Source organism: Oscillospiraceae bacterium, from assembly GCA_015068645.1.
Lineage (GTDB): Bacteria > Bacillota > Clostridia > UMGS1840 > UMGS1840 > SIG452.
This window is the reverse complement of record SVKD01000002.1, coordinates 141,443-157,905: the sequence shown is the minus strand read 5'-3', so window position 1 is coordinate 157,905 and position 16,463 is coordinate 141,443. Positions and strand designations below refer to the sequence as shown.

Annotated in this window: 15 protein-coding genes, 1 pseudogene and 1 other annotated feature; of the genes and pseudogenes, 3 read left to right on the top strand and 13 right to left on the bottom strand. The window is 42.9% G+C overall.

Annotation, left to right across the window (positions count from 1 at the left end; all coding sequences use genetic code 11):
• Position 1 precedes the first annotated feature (1 nt).
• Positions 2 to 103: a sequence feature (possible 16S ribosomal RNA but 16S or 23S rRNA prediction is too short), on the bottom strand.
• Positions 104 to 583: 480 nt separating this feature from the next.
• Complete coding sequence (locus E7413_01645) at positions 584 to 1,504, bottom strand: copper amine oxidase N-terminal domain-containing protein (protein ID MBE7018573.1); 921 nt, start codon at positions 1,502 to 1,504, stop codon at positions 584 to 586.
• A gap of 111 nt (positions 1,505 to 1,615) precedes the next feature.
• Here E7413_01645 and E7413_01640 point away from each other — a divergent pair, with 111 nt between their 5' ends.
• Positions 1,616 to 1,990 (top strand): helix-turn-helix transcriptional regulator, encoded by a 375-nt coding sequence (locus tag E7413_01640; protein ID MBE7018572.1) that lies wholly within the window; start codon positions 1,616 to 1,618, stop codon positions 1,988 to 1,990.
• Positions 1,991 to 2,431: 441 nt separating this feature from the next.
• On the opposite strand, the gene E7413_01635 is transcribed toward E7413_01640, so the two are convergent.
• Both E7413_01635 and E7413_01630 read right to left on the bottom strand, forming a co-directional pair.
• Positions 2,432 to 3,316, bottom strand: a complete 885-nt coding sequence (locus tag E7413_01635) for a DUF2156 domain-containing protein (GenBank protein ID MBE7018571.1) — start codon at positions 3,314 to 3,316, stop codon at positions 2,432 to 2,434.
• On the bottom strand, positions 3,307 to 3,975 hold the full coding sequence (locus tag E7413_01630; protein ID MBE7018570.1) for a thymidylate kinase: 669 nt from the start codon (positions 3,973 to 3,975) through the stop codon (positions 3,307 to 3,309). Before E7413_01630 ends, E7413_01635 begins: the two co-directional genes overlap by 10 nt.
• 195 nt (positions 3,976 to 4,170) lie before the next feature.
• Here E7413_01630 and E7413_01625 point away from each other — a divergent pair, with 195 nt between their 5' ends.
• Positions 4,171 to 5,160 carry a diaminopimelate dehydrogenase gene (locus E7413_01625; protein ID MBE7018569.1) on the top strand — a complete coding sequence of 330 codons (990 nt, stop codon included), beginning with the start codon at positions 4,171 to 4,173 and terminating at the stop codon, positions 5,158 to 5,160.
• Between the two features lie 894 nt (positions 5,161 to 6,054).
• Here the strand turns inward: E7413_01625 and E7413_01620 are convergent.
• Together E7413_01620 and E7413_01615 are read right to left on the bottom strand one after the other, a co-directional pair.
• Complete coding sequence (locus E7413_01620; protein MBE7018568.1) at positions 6,055 to 7,452, bottom strand: hypothetical protein; 1,398 nt, start codon at positions 7,450 to 7,452, stop codon at positions 6,055 to 6,057.
• 40 nt (positions 7,453 to 7,492) lie between these two features.
• Complete coding sequence (locus E7413_01615; protein MBE7018567.1) at positions 7,493 to 8,563, bottom strand: zinc ribbon domain-containing protein; 1,071 nt, start codon at positions 8,561 to 8,563, stop codon at positions 7,493 to 7,495.
• A gap of 361 nt (positions 8,564 to 8,924) precedes the next feature.
• Between E7413_01615 and E7413_01610 the strand changes: the two are divergent.
• Positions 8,925 to 9,026, top strand: a pseudogene (locus E7413_01610) (chitin-binding protein).
• 577 nt (positions 9,027 to 9,603) lie between these two features.
• Here the strand turns inward: E7413_01610 and E7413_01605 are convergent.
• The 8 genes from E7413_01605 to E7413_01570 form a co-directional block, all read right to left on the bottom strand.
• Positions 9,604 to 10,383 (bottom strand): zinc ribbon domain-containing protein, encoded by a 780-nt coding sequence (locus tag E7413_01605; protein MBE7018566.1) that lies wholly within the window; start codon positions 10,381 to 10,383, stop codon positions 9,604 to 9,606.
• A gap of 29 nt (positions 10,384 to 10,412) precedes the next feature.
• Positions 10,413 to 11,309 carry a hypothetical protein gene (locus tag E7413_01600; protein MBE7018565.1) on the bottom strand — a complete coding sequence of 299 codons (897 nt, stop codon included), beginning with the start codon at positions 11,307 to 11,309 and terminating at the stop codon, positions 10,413 to 10,415.
• 24 nt (positions 11,310 to 11,333) lie between these two features.
• The gene (locus E7413_01595) at positions 11,334 to 12,026 is read right to left on the bottom strand and encodes a VWA domain-containing protein (GenBank protein MBE7018564.1); all 693 of its coding nucleotides are present in this window, start codon (positions 12,024 to 12,026) and stop codon (positions 11,334 to 11,336) included.
• Positions 12,027 to 12,064: 38 nt separating this feature from the next.
• Entirely contained in the window at positions 12,065 to 12,754 is a 690-nt protein-coding gene (locus E7413_01590; protein ID MBE7018563.1) for a VWA domain-containing protein, read from the bottom strand.
• A 68-nt stretch (positions 12,755 to 12,822) separates the two neighbouring features.
• Positions 12,823 to 13,632, bottom strand: coding sequence for a hypothetical protein (locus E7413_01585; protein MBE7018562.1), 810 nt, complete (start codon positions 13,630 to 13,632; stop codon positions 12,823 to 12,825).
• A 38-nt stretch (positions 13,633 to 13,670) separates the two neighbouring features.
• Entirely contained in the window at positions 13,671 to 14,108 is a 438-nt protein-coding gene (locus E7413_01580) for a hypothetical protein (GenBank protein MBE7018561.1), read from the bottom strand.
• 18 nt (positions 14,109 to 14,126) lie between these two features.
• Positions 14,127 to 15,341, bottom strand: coding sequence for an ABC transporter substrate-binding protein (locus E7413_01575; GenBank protein MBE7018560.1), 1,215 nt, complete (start codon positions 15,339 to 15,341; stop codon positions 14,127 to 14,129).
• Complete coding sequence (locus E7413_01570; GenBank protein MBE7018559.1) at positions 15,338 to 16,147, bottom strand: ABC transporter permease; 810 nt, start codon at positions 16,145 to 16,147, stop codon at positions 15,338 to 15,340. Before E7413_01570 ends, E7413_01575 begins: the two co-directional genes overlap by 4 nt.
• Positions 16,148 to 16,463: the final 316 nt, after the last annotated feature.

Sequence of the window (16,463 nt, the reverse complement as noted above, 5' to 3'; positions counted from 1 at the left end):
AAAACTTCAACCGAAGTCTCCGTTTCGGGTACCCCGTTCGACTTGCATGTGTTAGGCACGCCGCTAGCGTTCATCCTGAGCCAGGATCAAACTCTCTCGTATATTTCCATTAAAAAAATAAACAATTAAAGTTCGCTAGCTTTTCGCTTCGCTTTTCTTTTCCTCGATTTACTTGATTTCGTTCGTAGTTCTCTAAATAAAAACTCTAGAATTTTCAAGGTCCATTATGTTATTCAGTTTTCAAGATTCATTTGCCGTCCGAATCAGACAGCTAGACTAGTATATCACCATTTTCCTAAAATGTCAATAGTTTTTTTCAAATTTTAAAAAAAAATTTTCAAACGATTTAAAACCATTGAAAACAGCGGATTTTGGAGCGTTTTTAGGAGATGATTTTTAGAATTTTTATTTTTCGACGATGAAAACAACCCACACATGGGCGATTCGTGAATCGCTCCTACAGGACAATGTTAATGCTGCACAGCGGGACGATGTCGGCATCGTTCTCCAGAATTTTGATATTCGTATCGTCGTCTGAAACAAAAAACAGGAACCAAATTAGATTCCTGTTTTTTGTAACATGTTATTCACCGTAAAAAGTAATGTTACCCAACCCGGCATAAATATCAGCACGATTTTTTCCGGGATTAAAAGATATTTTTAATTGCGACCCTTTATCTAAATTTACCTCTATCTTCTTTGTAGAAGAATTTTGTGTAACATTAAAAGACTCTACAATTTTGCTGTCTACAATAAATGTTATTGTTGATTCTCCCTCGCTCGTTGATTCCGGAACATATCCTAAATCACAAGTTAAGGTATCATATTTACCATCTAAATTAAATAATGCCGAACCAAAAATCCCCCAAATGGTATCGGTATAATCAGTACCCCCAATTTCTTTAACCGTCCCGTCAGATTCATACAATACATCCATACCACCTATAGGTGCATCAATTTCATAAGGTCTTAAAAAATCTAGCGGAACACCGTTTGGAGATACCTCATCTTTCCAAACATAAACTGATCTTGTTGAACCTTCCCATTCTACATAATATCCAAGTGATTTGGAAACACCTCTTAATGGTACATAAGTTGTTCCGTCTTTAATAAACGGTTTTACCTCGGTTCCGTTTGCATCGTATAGTATCTGCTCCTGATTGTCGACATATAGCTTTACATCATCTGTCTGATTGCGAAATTTCATTCCATCCGGGTCGATTTTCTTATAAATAAGAACATTTCTGTTATCGCCGTCCCATTCCACAATGCAACCAAGTGCCTGCGATACTCCACGAACAGGGATATAAGTTGTACCATTTTGGATAAAAGGACGCACGGTATTGCCATTTACATCCGTTAGGGTTACCAATTTGTTATCAACATAAACACTAATATTATCTGCAGCAGTTGCGGTAACACTAAACAGTGCAGATAATATTAAAACAAAGGCTAAAATAATCGATATACTTCTTTTCACTGGCTTCTTTTCCTCTCTTCTCATTTGATAAAAGTAAAATGGTTCTAACCCGCTATCCCCCTCTCTATTATAATAATAGGAACTATTCTTCCTATTATTATAATAGAGGATTGGTTCCTGTTTGTCAAGAGAAATATGAGGTATAATTCATATTATAAGGAACAAGGAGGAATTATAATGCTTATTTTTGAATTAACCAAAATCGGCAACAGACTCTATACATTCAGAAAAAGATTGGGACTAACCCAAGCAGAGGTTGCGGAAGGTGCAGAGCTTTCCACCAGAACATATGCAGATATTGAACGAGGCAGTGTGAATATGCGCATTGAAACAATTCTAAAAATCTGTCAGGTACTTCATATTACTCCGGATGAAGTATTAACCGCCGATAATTCTTCAGTTTCCGCACAACAAGAAGAATTATGGCAAAGGTTGCATCAATGTACGCCGTTGGAAAAGGAAACCGCGCTAAAACTGTTGGCGGTTTATTTAGATTCGCTAAACAGGTAGAAAGCATAACCAATACGGGAGGGGATGGAACCCCTCCCCTACATTTTTTGATACGTTGCTTATAAAAAATAAACGGGACGGTGTGGGCACCGTCCCCTACATTTTCGATATTTACCACATATTCAAGTCACAAAAACAAAAAGACGGGATTTTAAAAATTCCGTCTTATATATAATATATAATGTAAGGCGATGAGAAAAGGACGCAAAATGGAGAAACCGAACCTGCAGGGGGTGCTTTTCTGCTATGTAAAGTGAAGAAAAAGGGCATAGAATTTGCAAACTGAACCGAAGGGTTACCCGAAGCTGTACATCGGTACAGCGAGCGGTGAAGTTTGCAGATAGCAAAAGGCATTCTAATCAAAATTTGTGCTAACAAATTTTCACCTTATAAAAAAAGACATGGAAATAAATCCATGCCTTTTGCGTTCTATGTTCTTTTTCAAGCCGTAGGAACAGCGCTATACATTTCGACCATGAGATCAGGATAATACGAAAGTTTCGCCTTTCTAAGTCCTTCGATACCCATATCGTCTTCACGGTTGACATAGGCAAGATGACTCCAGGCGTGTTGAACAAACTGCTGGTTTATCATAGGGTAGGCGCCCTGATAGTCGGTGTCCGCCTTTTCAAAATGGATGAGGGCGGTATCCTCATTTAACTGTTCCCCGATGGTGAAAGCAACCACTTTGCCGTCCACCAGAAGAATTCCGCCTTTTAATTCCAATGCTTCAAAGTTTGCCAGTGCATTTTCCAGAGCCGTTTTTTCGGTGAGGACAGAGGAATCGCTTTCGGCTTTCTTCTGATACCAATCCTCAATAAAGGGACGGATTTTTTCCAGATTCTCTGCCGTTAACGGTTCATAAGAATGGTTGGGATATAAATCTTTAAACTTATTGATGTGGTTTCGTTTGCCGTGAAGCTTTTTGCCGGACAAGGAAATCAGTTTTTCAGTGGTATAGACATAGTTATCCATATCCCGTTCCCGATTGATTTGAAAAATGTCGCCGCAATTTTTTTGGACGGATTCCAAATCCTGCTCGGTAATGCCGTAGATATGATAATCTGTTCCGAAATTTTCGTCCAGATACGCTTTTAATTTGGCGCAAAGGCAACCGCCTAGGGGCATCATAAAATACCGTTTTCCGTTATAGATGCTTTTTCCTGTTACCACCAGATGATGGGTATATTCAAAATAGTGAATATCCTCCGCATCTTTCCATAAAAACAGATTGGCAAAGCTTAAATAGGAGCATTTGGCGGGATTTTCGGTATAATACTGATAAAAAAGGGCTCTGTCGTTAATGGTGAGGGGTTTTAGTTGCATACATAACTCCTGATTTCTGTTTGAATTTCCTCGATGGAACGGATTTTGCCCTCTTTGGCACAAGGGATTACCGTCCAGTGATACTTGTCCGCTACGTAACAAGCGTTATCGTAGCAGGCTCTTAAGTAGGTTTCGTCAGATTCGTGAATATCCTTGACAGATTCATTGGTGATTTTGTTGGCACGGTCTTTCATCAATTCCATGGCGTGTTCGGGAGGCATATTCAAGAAAATGATGTGGTCAGGCTGGGGAAGTTTGAAAATGCCGTACTCCAAATCATAAAGCCAGGATAAAAACTCGTCCTTTTCTTTGGGGTCGGTCACTTTTACCGCCTGATGAATCATATTGGAGGTGACATAACGGTCAAAGATAATCACCGCATCAGGGTCGTTGACGGTTGCTTCCCATTTGGTTTTAAAGGAAGCGTAACGGTCTGCCGCATAGAAAATGGAAGCGATTTTGCCGTCCACACTGTCGGCGGTTTTGCCGAAGTCCCCGTTTAGATACATTTTTACCAGAGAAGAGGAGGGACTTTCATAGTCGGGAAAGCAAAGCTTTGTGACTTTAGTATTCTCTTTTTTAAAGTATTCATACAAGAGCTCCGACTGGGTCTGTTTGCCGCTGGCGTCGGTGCCTTCAATTACAATCAACTTTGCCATTTTTTGGTAGACTCCTTTTCTCTTAAAAGTTCATATTATAATATAAGTATATCACAAATGGTGAAAAATAGCAAGAGGCAGACAGGTGGTTTTGCAAAAATATAAAAAAGTTTATGAAAAAATCTTGCATTGAAAAAAAAATCGTGCTAAAATATTTTTTAGTATTGCAAAATAATCCTTTTGGGAGGTATGAATATGAGTAAAATCAAAGTGGGCATTGTGGGACACGGTAACTTAGGCCGTGGCGTGGAAATGGCAATTTCTCACACCAACGATATGGAACTTGCAGCCGTGTTTACCAGAAGAAATCCCAATTCTTTAACACCTTTAACCAAAAACGTTCCCGTGTATTCGGTGAATGATATTTTAAATTACAAAGACGAGCTGGACGTGTTAATCCTTTGCGGCGGTTCTGCAACCGACCTTCCTGTGCAGGGACCTGAACTTTCCAAGTACTTCAACACCGTGGACAGTTTTGACACCCACGCCAAAATCCCCGAATATTTTGATGCGGTGAATGCTTCCTCCAAAGGAGCAGGCAAAGTGGGTATTATCTCCGTGGGTTGGGACCCGGGTCTGTTCTCCATTCAGAGAGCGCTCTTTGGTGCTGTGTTACCCACAGGAAAAGATTACACCTTCTGGGGCAAAGGGGTAAGTCAGGGTCACTCTGACGCTATCCGTCGAATTGAGGGCGTAAAAGATGCGAAGCAGTACACCGTTCCCGTTGCTTCCGCTATTGAAGGGGCAAGAAGCGGTGACAATCCTGAGTTAACCACCAGAGAAAAACATACCAGAGAATGTTATGTGGTGGCAGAAGAGGGAGCAGATCTTTCCCGCATCGAAAACGAAATCAAAACTATGCCCAACTATTTTGCAGATTATGATACCACAGTAAACTTTATCAGTGAAGAAGAGTTAAAGAGAGACCACGCAGGAATCCCCCACGGTGGATTTGTCATCCGTAGCGGAAAATCCGGATTTGACAGCGAGACCAATCACGTGCTGGAATTCTCTTTGAAATTGGAATCCAATCCCGAATTTACCTCCAGCGTTTTAGTGGCGTATGCCAGAGCGGCAGTAAAATTAAATGCCGAAGGGGTATCGGGTGCCAAAACCGTTTTGGATATTCCGTTATCTTACCTTTCTGAAAAAGACGGGGCAACCTTACGGAAAGAATTGGTTTAAGAAAAAAGACTGTTCCCCTAAAAAGGGAAACAGTCTTTTTTAATGAATAACGAATGATGAAAAATGAAGAATTGCGGTGGCACCCTAAGGGTGCATTGTATGGATTTACGAATCATTTTTTATATATTACCGTTTTTTAATTCTTCCTGTAATATTTCTATGATTTCTGATTTTAACACATCATTCTCATTTCGGGGACATTCTACATGAACACATTCGTTACAAGGTTTTTTTCTGAAATGATCGATACAACAACACAGATAGTTACATTCATCGCAACAACATTCGTTTCCGTGTTCACCGTTGCCGGGACAGTCTTTCCCCCCCGTTTCCCGGAATCAGTTCAATTCCCGTAGGTCCGTCAATAATCATTGGTTTTCCTCCTAAATTAAAAAATGCGCAGCCGAAGCTACGCACTAAAAATGTATTACTTCGGTACTATTGCGACATAGCTTCTTCCAAAACAGAAAAATAACCAAAGCATACATTTTTAACAAAAGTATGCTCTGTTTCGGAAGTTATTAAGCTAAGTCGCAAAATTATTGTATCATAAATATTTTAGAATTACAAGTATTTTTTACACAAGAAAAAATAATATTGCACAACAGAAGGAATTTCAATACCAAAATAAGCGGGACGATGTGGGCATCGTCCCCTACAAAATAATTTTTCCAAACCAAACAAAAAGACGAAACTCTTTGTTTTCTTTCACAAAGAATTTCGTCTTTTTTATTACTTGTATAATGTAAGGTGAAGAAAAATTCGGCTAAAATGGAGAAACCGAATCGAAACTTGTTTCGATAGTACCCGAAGGCGTACGTGCTGTACGCCGAGTGGTGAGGTTCATTCATTTGAGCCAATTTTTCAAGCCGCCGCACAATGCAAGCCGTAAATTTATAAATCGCCGGCATGATGAAACCAAGCCGCCGGCTCGGGTCCGCTATTGACAGGCGTTTCTGTCTTAGGCGTTTCCTCAGGTTTTACCTTGGGGGTAGTTTCCCGATGATCTTCCGCACGAGGGAAGGTGCAATGTTTTTCTAAAATTGCAACAATTTTATTGAATGGTTCTAAGGGGGCTCCTTTTGCGGAATAGGTACCCATGGTACCGTCCCGATTACAAACCTGCAACGACTGGTTGAAAGCACCGGAAATAATCAGGCGCCCTGTGGGTTTTGGTGCAGACAGCAGCTGAACAAGTCCTGCTGCCATCACACTTTCCATTAACTCCTGATAAAGCTCGGGCGTCATCGGTGTTTCCTGATGAGCAAAATAGGAATCTGCCAGTCCGCAGTTTTCTTTCCAGGCTGTGGAAGGTGCGGTATTCCACCAACGGATACGTTCCGGTGTCAGGCTGATTGCTCTGCCCTGAGAACCGCCATAGGTAAGCTCCAGTTCACGGACCCAGATTTTGGAGCTTTCCTGCTGCTGGAATCCCATAAAATTATTGATTCTGGTTAACACATCTTCAATGGCAGGACGTTTTTCGGGCTCTGCGATTAACATATCCTGAATCAGGTCGGCAACCATACGGGAACCGCATCCTGTGTCGGGATGAACATAATCCTCTTCCAAAGCCTCTTCAAAGGGATATTCGTAACCCTTTTCGCTATAGGCAGGTAATCTTCCGAAATAATATTCGTGAAATACCAGCCCCAATGCAAACACGTCTGCTTTCTCGTCCGGATGAGAGTCCTCACCAATCATTCCCAAAAAAGTTTCAGGAGCCAGATAGGTTAAGTCACCGCCCAATTCACGGTCCTCCAAGGTTTCTTCCCGGAAAAGACCGGAATCAAAGTCGATCACTCTGGCAACATAATTGCCGTGTCCGGTAATATTGAGCAGAATATTGGCAGGCTTTACATCAAAATGAATAATTCCTACCGAATGTAAATCACAAAAGCTCTGGGCAACTGTTTTCATCAGAAGCAGCTTTTTATTTTCAGGTAGCTGAGAAATCTGTTGCATAGCTGCAGCAGAACCTCTCACCTTTTCCGTTACCACATAATATCGGCTGCCGTGACGGAAAAACTCATGGATTCTGACTAGATTTCCACGGCTTACTTCATTGATACGGGTATAGAATTTTTCAAATCGTTTTTCATACTCCTTGCAATATGTACGACGGCTTTCAAACTGCCCGGGTGTCATTACAGCAGGGTCTACGGGATACACGGGGGTTACCAGCTCTTTAATAAAGTATTCCCGTCCGTTTTTATTTGCAAAGCCCCACTTGGAAAAACCACTGTTGGTGGTGATCCATTCCCCTTGCAAGGTATATCCGTTGATGGTCATAAAAATCTCTCCGCTAATTTGATATTACTAAAATTTCTGATTATAAATCTCCTGCACGTTCCATCAGATCGGAATCGGAAGACGAAACACTTGCAGAACCAGCCGAACGGCTTGTAAATGAGGTGCCGGTAGCGCCTGCTGAAGATTTTACAGAAGAAATAATCTTGGAACCGGAGGCTCCGGTAGTGGTTGATACACCGGTGGAACCAAGTGTTTCAGAGGAGCCGGTAGTGGTTGAGGTGCCGGTGGAACCCAAAGATCCAAAAGAACCAAGAGAACCGGTAGAAGTTCCATGGGTTGATTTTCCCATATTGATCTTCACACCGCCGCCTGCAGCAGTGCCGGTGGTGGTTGATGTGCCTGCAGTGCCCTGCGCACCGCCCATAGAACCGGTAGAACCTGTACTTCCGCCGGGAGTTTTGATCCTTGGCACATCATCAGGATTCAAGGAACCTCCTATATTAAACAATTTAAAGAAAGAACCGCCGATTCCTTTTTCTTTTTTCACAGGCTTTTTCTTCTGTTTGATCAAAAGCACCAAGCCAATCAGACCAAACAGCAAAGAGCCGGCAACAATCCACCAGTAAAAACGGATGGCATCTATTCTGGTAAGGGGATGATCATCATTATCATTTACCACAAGCATACTGTCGCCCATAAACTGAAAATCTTCCACCACGGTGATTTTCGGATTTGCACGGATTATCGTCAAATTATTCCGATTTAATTTATATTTCCCTTTGGTTACGGTACCACTGACGTAATTTCCGTTTTTGGCAGAAGCCTTCACCTCTTCAGTCACATTTCCGAACAGGTCAAAATTGAGCCATACACTAACGGTTTCTTCGGTTTCTGCGTCGGCTTCGGAAATTACACGTTCACATTTCCAGCGTCCGACAATTCGAGCCTGGTCTGTGGTGGAATACCAGATCCCCACTGCGGCAATCATCAAAAGGAGTACTGCAACAATGATTACCCCGGGAGATTTCTTCACAATAACATATTCTTTTTTTGTTTTTTTCGCGGGAACCTTCCCTCTGACGTCTGCACCGCAACGAGTACAGTAGACATCTGTTGTTTTCAGGGGAGTACCGCATCGATTACATACCATATGCTCGCTCGTCCTTTCCAATGGAAATTCTTATTTTAAGTTTGATTGATTTTATCCTTATAAGTCGCCTGCCTGCTGAAAATGCTCATTATCAGCTTTGGCAGGTGGTGGCGGATTCGGCTTTTGGGGAACAACGCCTCTGCCGGGATCCAAAGGATCCACATTGACAAATTGATCACGGGGACCAGCCGGACGACCCATTAAAGGATAATCTTTGGGACGCCGCGGCGGTGGGGGAGGATTCGGCTTTTGGGGAACAACGCCTCTGCCGGGATCCAAAGGATCCACATTGACAAATTGATCACGGGGACCAACCCGATGACCCATTATTAAAGGATAATCTTCGGGACGCCGCCGCGGTGGGGGAGGATTGGGAACTACCGGAACTATTTCCTCTTCGTCCTCTTCATCCTCTTCATACACTTCGTATTCAATTTCGTCCTCGTCTTCGTCGTCTTCCAGTTTTAATTTCGGTCGTTTTAAAAACAGATACACACCTAATCCCACAAGGCCAATGGATATGAGTAAAAGGGTGTGCGAAAGAGATAATCCCACAATGGTGTACGGGTAGGGGATTTCTCCGTTGATGGTCAGTTTTCCAAAAACGGAAACTGAGTAGGGAATGGTTTCGGAAGCATCTGCATTGGTTTGAGTAAACACAAAATAACCGTCTTGCAGTTCATATCTGCCACGTTCCCGCTGATTTCCCAAATCACGGGACATCACTCCCACAGGATTAAAGGAATATTCCTGACGAACCAGAACACCAGCCTGTTCCGTTTGGAAATTACGTTGCCAGGTACCTGTCAGACAGACAGATGGTTTCATAGAAAAAAACACACCAACTGCTGCAACCAAAAACAAAAAGACAGCAACAATTTTTGCAAATATAGATTTTTTGACAGGTTTTGGCGCATTTGCCGGTTTCACAGGCGTATTACACCGATTACAAACGGTAGCCGTGGAAACGAGAATCGAACCGCAGTTTGGACATTGCATCTTGCTGCCCTTCCTTTCTTTGATTTATAAAATGAATGATATTATCTGCCTTCACCGGGGACAACCGGAGTTGCGCCGGGAGCAGGAGCACCTGCCGCGTCGGGAGTGCTCATACGAACTCCGCCTGCAGGAGAACCGGGAACTGCACCGGGATTGGGAGTGCCCATACGAACTCCACCCATAGGAGGAATAGGAGCTGCACCTGCAAAACCGGTAGGATACATCATCGGTGCCGGAGTTTTCGGCTTTCTCATAGAGACCACAATCAGGATAATACCAACAACTGCCAAAAACACAGATACAATCATAATAATCACATAAGTTGCAACGGAATCCATTCTGATAAGCGGATAATCGGAATCGCCATCTGCAATAATGGTATTATGATTTAAAAAAACAATCGGTACAGTCCGAATAGAGGCGTAATCAAAACCTGATTGCAAGGTCAGCATATTTCCGCTCAGATTATAGGAAGTTGGTACATTCGTCGGTATTCCATTTACTGACGTCTGCACTTTTAATTTATTAAACATACCAAATTCAAAGATAACAGCATCCGAATCATAATGATAGTACTGATTATGTTCTCTCCATTTTCCAAGAATTTTCGCATCGGTGGTAAAGGAGAAAATCAGACCGCCCAAGGCAACTACCAATAAGATAATGCCGACCACCATCATCCAGGGAGACCGTTTGGCAGCGGGAGCTACCGCATAAGTTCCTGACGGATAAGCGGGTGCTGCCGGAACAACAGGCGCTCCGCATTTTTTACAAAACTGTTCAGAAGGGTTGGTGGGTGTACCGCAATTTTTACAAAACATCAATCGTCCTTCCTTTCCTTATAATATATTTAGTCTAAATAACGCGAATATTCTTGTTTGTAACGCTCCCAGAGAATCTGAGGGTCACAATCGGGGATCAGATAGTGCTGCTCCAACACCTGACGACGGGCATATAAGCTTTTCTGCATTTCAGAAAAACTGCCGTAACCGATGCCGGCAACGGTGAGGGTATAATCGTCCCCTGCTACCGAACGGATTCGGTCGTTCAATTCTTTTTTCCACCCCTGGATATTCTGTACCGATACCAAAGAATCCACCAGCAAATGCTCAAACTCCATCGGTGACTGCAGATATCCGAAGCAACCGTCAGTTGCAGCAATCAAAAAGCCGGGTTCACTCAGCCGGAACCCTTTCTGATGCAGAGTAAACGGTACGGATGCGTTCACCACATTGGTCATAACACCGTCATTATAAAGATTGCTCATGGCATCTTCTCCGTCCAGGTCGTCCTGAGAGAGCTGATGAAGCCCATTGGCGTTTAACAGGTAACAACGGGAATCCCCTGCCCAGGAGCAAGTAATTTCTGTTGCTCTTCTGCCAATGGTACCGGTGATAATCGCTGCGGTGGTGGGAAAATCTTTCCCCAAAGAACCCAGCATACGTCCGCCCGCATCTCCGTACTGTTTTAACACATTCAAGGATGCCTGCACATAACCTGCCATGGCATCCTCACCTTTTCCGGAGGCAAACCATTCCCAGATACTGCCGCTGACAGCTCTGGAAGCCACATATGCACCGGACTGCTGGGAATAATTCTGATATTTTCTGGCACCGGAACCGCCGCAACCGTCAAAAGCGGCTGCTAAAAAGCGGTCTTTGGTTGCTTTATAGCAATAGCAGTCTTCTCCATGGTCGGAAATCATTTCTTCCGCCACCAGAAACAGACAGCTTAACCCATGTTTCATAGTCAACACCTTACCTAAATCTAATTAAATAGAATTGGAAATCGCATCCAAAATCTGCTGATAGCTCATATAATAGTTTTCTACGCCGGGGAAATGCACCACGTTATCCCAGTTGGAAGAAATCACATTCCAACCGGGAGCGTCGGGAGCAAATAACAGCAAACGTTTTCCGTTTTTAGTCATAAAACCGCCTTCCTGAGGTCCGCCCCACCAGGAAGATAATTCGTCAAAATCCTTTGCCATTCCTTTGGGATAATAAGGGCTACTTGCACCATAACCCAAGGGATGGGTACTTTCATCCGCAAACACCAAAATCACCTGGCGGCTCTTGTCAGAGGAAGTATCCCATTTGGATTTGATGGCATATGCCAAAGCTTCCAAGCCATCATTCGGAGGATCGCCACCGCCTGCTATTATTAAGCTTCTCACACATCGTTCAAAAATTGCCGCATCCTGAGGCAGACGGAAGAAATCGGTTACCATCATTGCCTCATCGCCATCTGCCAGATAATCACGGAACGCAACCACGCGAACACGAAGTTGGGTGATATGTCTGTTTTTGTTTGCCACAACGCTGGTAACGTCATTATAAAAGTTTAATGCATTATTTTTTATAATATCAAGAATATATCCCATATCACCGGTACAGCCAATGCAAAATACCATATCCACGTTATAAGTGAAATTACTACGATTTTTTTTCATTTTCTGTTCCATATGAATCATCAATCCTTTTCCAAACTATGCAAATTGAATTAAATAGAATTGGAAATCGCATCTAAAATCTGCTGATAGCTTACGGTATCCAGACCCTTTCCTGCTTCTGAGGGGAAATGCACCACGTTATCCCAGTTGGAAGAAATCACATTCCAATCGGGAAGATCGGGAGCAAATAACAATAAACGTTTTCCGTTTTTAGTCATAAAACCGCCTTCCTGAGGTCCACCCCACCAAGAAGATAATTCACGGATATCTTTTGCCATTCCTTTGGGATAATAGGGACTGCTTGCACCAAATCCTAAGGGATGAGTGCTGTCGTCAGTCCAAACCACGATAACCTGACGGCTCTTTACGGAAGAGGTATCCCATTTGGATTTGATGGCATATGCCAACGCTTCCAGACCGTCTTCCGGGTCGTCTCCGCCGCCGTCTGCAGTTAAGCTTCTTACGCAGCGTTCAAAAGTTGCTGCATCCTGAGGCAGACGGAAGAAATCGGTTACCATCATTGCCTTATCGCCATCTGCCAGATAATCACGGAATGCAACCACGCGAACGCGCAGCTGAGTGATATGTCTGTTTTTGTTTGCCATAACGCTGGTAACGTCATTATAGAAGTTTAATGCGTTATTTTTTACAATATCAAGGATATGATCCATACTACCGGTGCAGTCGATACAAAACACCATATCCACGTTATAAGTTAAATTACCATAATTGCTTGCCATTTTCTTTTCCTCCTGAAATATTCTTATTTACGTTATTATGTATCCTGTTTTACGTTTCCTTATTACTGTTACTGAGCGGAATCTACAGCTACATCAGTATTGGTCTCAGTTGGTTTCTGCTTATCATTATTTGCAAATTTTTCCTCACTGGTAGCAGAATTTCTTGCGACAGCCGAGTTGGAATTTTCTCCAGAGGCAGGTGTGGGAGTTGCTGTGAGAGACGGTTCGGGATTTACTCCAGGGGTAGGTGTGGGAGTTGCTGCAGATGTAGATGCGGGAGATGCAGCTGCAGGAACCCGATTCATCAATTCACCATTACCGGTGCCTGCACTGTTACCTGTCAAAAGCTCCAGTGCTTTCTTCGCAATTTGTTTACTGTCTTCAACAGCTTTTCTTTTTGCCGTCTCAACATTGGGAGGAATTTGGCCCTCTTTCGCCTGCTGAGCCGGCTGATTCAATTGTTCCTGTAACTGCCTGTTAATTTTCTCCTGAGTGGAAAGTTTTGTTTCGGTATCGGAAAGTTTTTCTTTGGTCTTTCCAAAATTGATTACACAAAAGCATGTAACAACCACCAGTACCAGCGAAATAATCAGCAAAATATTGGAAATTTTCCGCTGTTTCACAAGCTGTCTGCGGAAGGGGTTTTCCCGACCATACTCTGCCCGGTATCCGCTTGCTGAGTAAGTTGCCGCCGGTGCTTGCTGACTGAACTGAGCAGGTTGCTGAGCAGTCTGAGCAGGCTGCTGCCCCTGCGGAGGCTGATAGGTTAAAATATCGGCAAAGCCGCCACAGGCTTCCTGGGCAGGCATAAATGCACCGCAATAGGTACATTCCTTTACGCCGAAGGGATTATTTTTTCCACATTGATTACAAAGCATAATGGTTCCTCCGATTACTTTCGTTCGATTTATAAAAATTACTGGTATAATAAAATGCCCACTGAAACAGCGATAACTGCAATCACGATAAAAATAATTGCCACAATCAGTCCGATGTTACTTCCTGAGCCAGTATCGGTATAGCTGCCATCATAGCTGCCAACAGGTCCACCACTATAGCCGCCACCAGTTCTGCCGCTAAGTCCGCCATCGGTTCTGCCGCCGGTTCCTCCGCTGATTCTGCCGCCACCGGTTCCTCCGCTAATTCTGCCGCCACCAGTACCGCGGTCAACACGATCGGTATTCACGGGCCCTTCTTCTCCTGCGTGAAGCACAAGATCATCACCGGTACGGTTGGCACCACACACAAGGCAGACAGAATCGACGATGGAGTTTTCACAACCGCAATCCTCGCAAAGCCAGCAGTCACAAAGTCTTTGAAATTTTAAAATTACATTGGTTTCCAAGCTATCCATGCAAATATCTCCCGAGTTTTAATAGTTGTCGCGATGTTTTTTGCGAATCATACGATATAAGAAGAATAAGAGCAATGCGCCCACAATCGTGGCACTTGCCAGATAAATCCAGGGTTCCACCGCATTTTCAATCTTTAAGGTTTCCCAAAGACTGTTCTGAAGCTCTAAAGTGGCGGGGGCCAGACTTTCGTAATAAGCAGTTTTTATATCCTGATTGCCGGAAGGATAAAGAATCTCCATTGCATCCTCGTGCCAATCTACCATATATTCCACATACTCTTCGTTTTCCCGCACCAGCTTGTGGGGAGAAGCGTATCCGATATATTCGGCATTGGCAATGGCAACCTCTTCTTCTAACATAAAGTTAATATAAATTTCTGCCAATTCCTGATTTTTGGCACATTTTGGAACACACATAGCATCCACAAACACGTTGGTGCCTTCTTCGGGATAATAAAAGCCTAAGCTGTCATTACCGTCATACATAGTAAGATAGTCCCCTGCATAATAAGGAGCCACAGCAGCGGAGCCGTTTTTCATTTTATTGAAAATTTCATCCATCACATAGCTCTGAACCAAAGGCTTCTGAGCTTTCAGTTTTTCCACTGCAGAATGCCACACCTTGGGGTCGGTGGAGTTTACGTCTTCCCCTGCCCAGTAAATGGCGGTGCCAAAGGCATCACGGGGATTGTTAAACTGGAGAATTTTTCCTTTGTATTTCTCGTTCCAAAGTAAATCCCAGCTACCCAGGTCTTCCTCATTTACCATGGTATCATTGTAAATAATACCAACCATTCCGTAGGTGTAGGGGACGGAATAGAGATTTTCGGGGTCATAAAACAGATTTTTAAATCCGTCATCAATATACTGAAAATTGGGGATATTAGAAAAATCTAAGGGGGAAAGCATATCCTCTGCAATCATTTTTTCAATCATGTATTCAGAGGGAATCACCACATCATAAGTGGTGGAGCCGCTTTTTAACTTGTTATACATATCTTCGTTGCTGGCATAGGTGGTATAGTTGACCTCTACCTCCATTCCCAACTCATCCCGACAGTAAATTTCAAATTCCTTGTTGACATCCAATGTGTCTTCGCTTCCGTCGGAAATGTATTCGCCCCAATTATACACATTTAAGGTGAGTTTTTCGCTTTTGGTTTGGCAACCGGATAAGGGCAACACGGTGACACACAACAGCAAGGCTAAGAAGATGGAAAGAATTTTTCTCATTTGATAGACAACCTTCCTTCCGTGCTTTTTTCCTTGGAAAACAGATTGGACAAAATCAAAAGTGTGGTAACCGCCACAATCATAATGGTGGAAAGAGCGTAAATATCAGGTTTTACTTCTTTTTTGGTCATAGAATAAATCAACAAAGGCAGGGTTTGAAAATCATTCCCCGTGGTAAAATAACTGATTACGAAGTCGTCTAAGGATAAGGTAAATGCTAAAATGAAGCCGGAAATAACACCGGGCATAATGTTGGGCAGTTCCACACGGAAGAAAGACTGCAGGGGTGTGCAACCTAAGTCCTGCGCTGCCTCGGGTAAAGATTTCGGCATAGATAACAGCTTGGGACGAACGGATAAAATCACATAGGGCAAACAGAAGGTAACGTGTGCAATCAGAATGGTAAAAAAGCTGAGCTTTTCGTCGCTGCCCTGCATTGTTCCGATAAATACGAACAAGAGCATCATAGAAATCCCGGTTACAATATCAGGATTCATCATCGGGATATTGGTAATGGAAATCACAGAGTTTTTCCAGTAATTTTTACGAAATTTGGTTAAACCAACTGCCGCAGCCGTACCAATTACGGTAGAAATCACAGCGGCACTTATAGCAAGCACCAATGTGTTTTGCAATGCAGTGAAAGTTTCGGGACTGTTAAAAAGCTCAGAATACCAATAGAAAGAAAACCCTGTCATAGCACCCGTGTTGGATGTGGAGTTAAAGGAAAACATCATCAGCACTAAAATAGGGATATATAAAATTATGAAAATTAAAGCAGTATAGATTTTAGAGAAAATTTTCATATTCTTTGCTCTTTTACCTTTCTATGTATTACCGCGTCTAAAAACAAACATCTTGCACGTTTTTGCTCCCTCGCATACACATAGTATGCGTCGGTCACAAAAGCCGCACAATCTGAATTGTTTTTTTCCGCTAATATCAAGTCATTCCAATGGGGATTATGGAAAACAGATGTATTTTTTGGAATTCTGCAAGTAGGGACAGATGCCTACATCTGCCCGTTGTTTGATACAACACAAAATTTCGTCAGGCTTGCAGTATAGCGGGACAATGTGGGCATCGTCCCCTACTTTCTATGTATTGGAGAATGAAAGAATA

Excerpts from the sequence above, each read along its gene's own strand:
- E7413_01570 (MBE7018559.1), bottom strand. The coding sequence starts at position 16,147 with ATGAAAATTTTCTCTAAAATCTATACTGCTTTAATTTTCATAATTTTA.
- E7413_01595 (MBE7018564.1), bottom strand. The coding sequence starts at position 12,026 with ATGGAACAGAAAATGAAAAAAAATCGTAGTAATTTCACTTATAACGTG.
- E7413_01635 (MBE7018571.1), bottom strand. The coding sequence starts at position 3,316 with ATGCAACTAAAACCCCTCACCATTAACGACAGAGCCCTTTTTTATCAG.
- E7413_01605 (MBE7018566.1), bottom strand. The coding sequence starts at position 10,383 with ATGTTTTGTAAAAATTGCGGTACACCCACCAACCCTTCTGAACAGTTT.
- E7413_01630 (MBE7018570.1), bottom strand. The coding sequence starts at position 3,975 with ATGGCAAAGTTGATTGTAATTGAAGGCACCGACGCCAGCGGCAAACAG.
- E7413_01625 (MBE7018569.1), top strand. The coding sequence starts at position 4,171 with ATGAGTAAAATCAAAGTGGGCATTGTGGGACACGGTAACTTAGGCCGT.
- E7413_01645 (MBE7018573.1), bottom strand. The coding sequence starts at position 1,504 with ATGAGAAGAGAGGAAAAGAAGCCAGTGAAAAGAAGTATATCGATTATT.
- E7413_01585 (MBE7018562.1), bottom strand. The coding sequence starts at position 13,632 with ATGCTTTGTAATCAATGTGGAAAAAATAATCCCTTCGGCGTAAAGGAA.
- E7413_01575 (MBE7018560.1), bottom strand. The coding sequence starts at position 15,341 with ATGAGAAAAATTCTTTCCATCTTCTTAGCCTTGCTGTTGTGTGTCACC.
- E7413_01580 (MBE7018561.1), bottom strand. The coding sequence starts at position 14,108 with ATGGATAGCTTGGAAACCAATGTAATTTTAAAATTTCAAAGACTTTGT.
- E7413_01615 (MBE7018567.1), bottom strand. The coding sequence starts at position 8,563 with ATGGTATGTAATCGATGCGGTACTCCCCTGAAAACAACAGATGTCTAC.
- E7413_01640 (MBE7018572.1), top strand. The coding sequence starts at position 1,616 with ATGAGGTATAATTCATATTATAAGGAACAAGGAGGAATTATAATGCTT.
- E7413_01590 (MBE7018563.1), bottom strand. The coding sequence starts at position 12,754 with ATGGCAAGCAATTATGGTAATTTAACTTATAACGTGGATATGGTGTTT.
- E7413_01600 (MBE7018565.1), bottom strand. The coding sequence starts at position 11,309 with ATGAAACATGGGTTAAGCTGTCTGTTTCTGGTGGCGGAAGAAATGATT.
- E7413_01620 (MBE7018568.1), bottom strand. The coding sequence starts at position 7,452 with ATGACCATCAACGGATATACCTTGCAAGGGGAATGGATCACCACCAAC.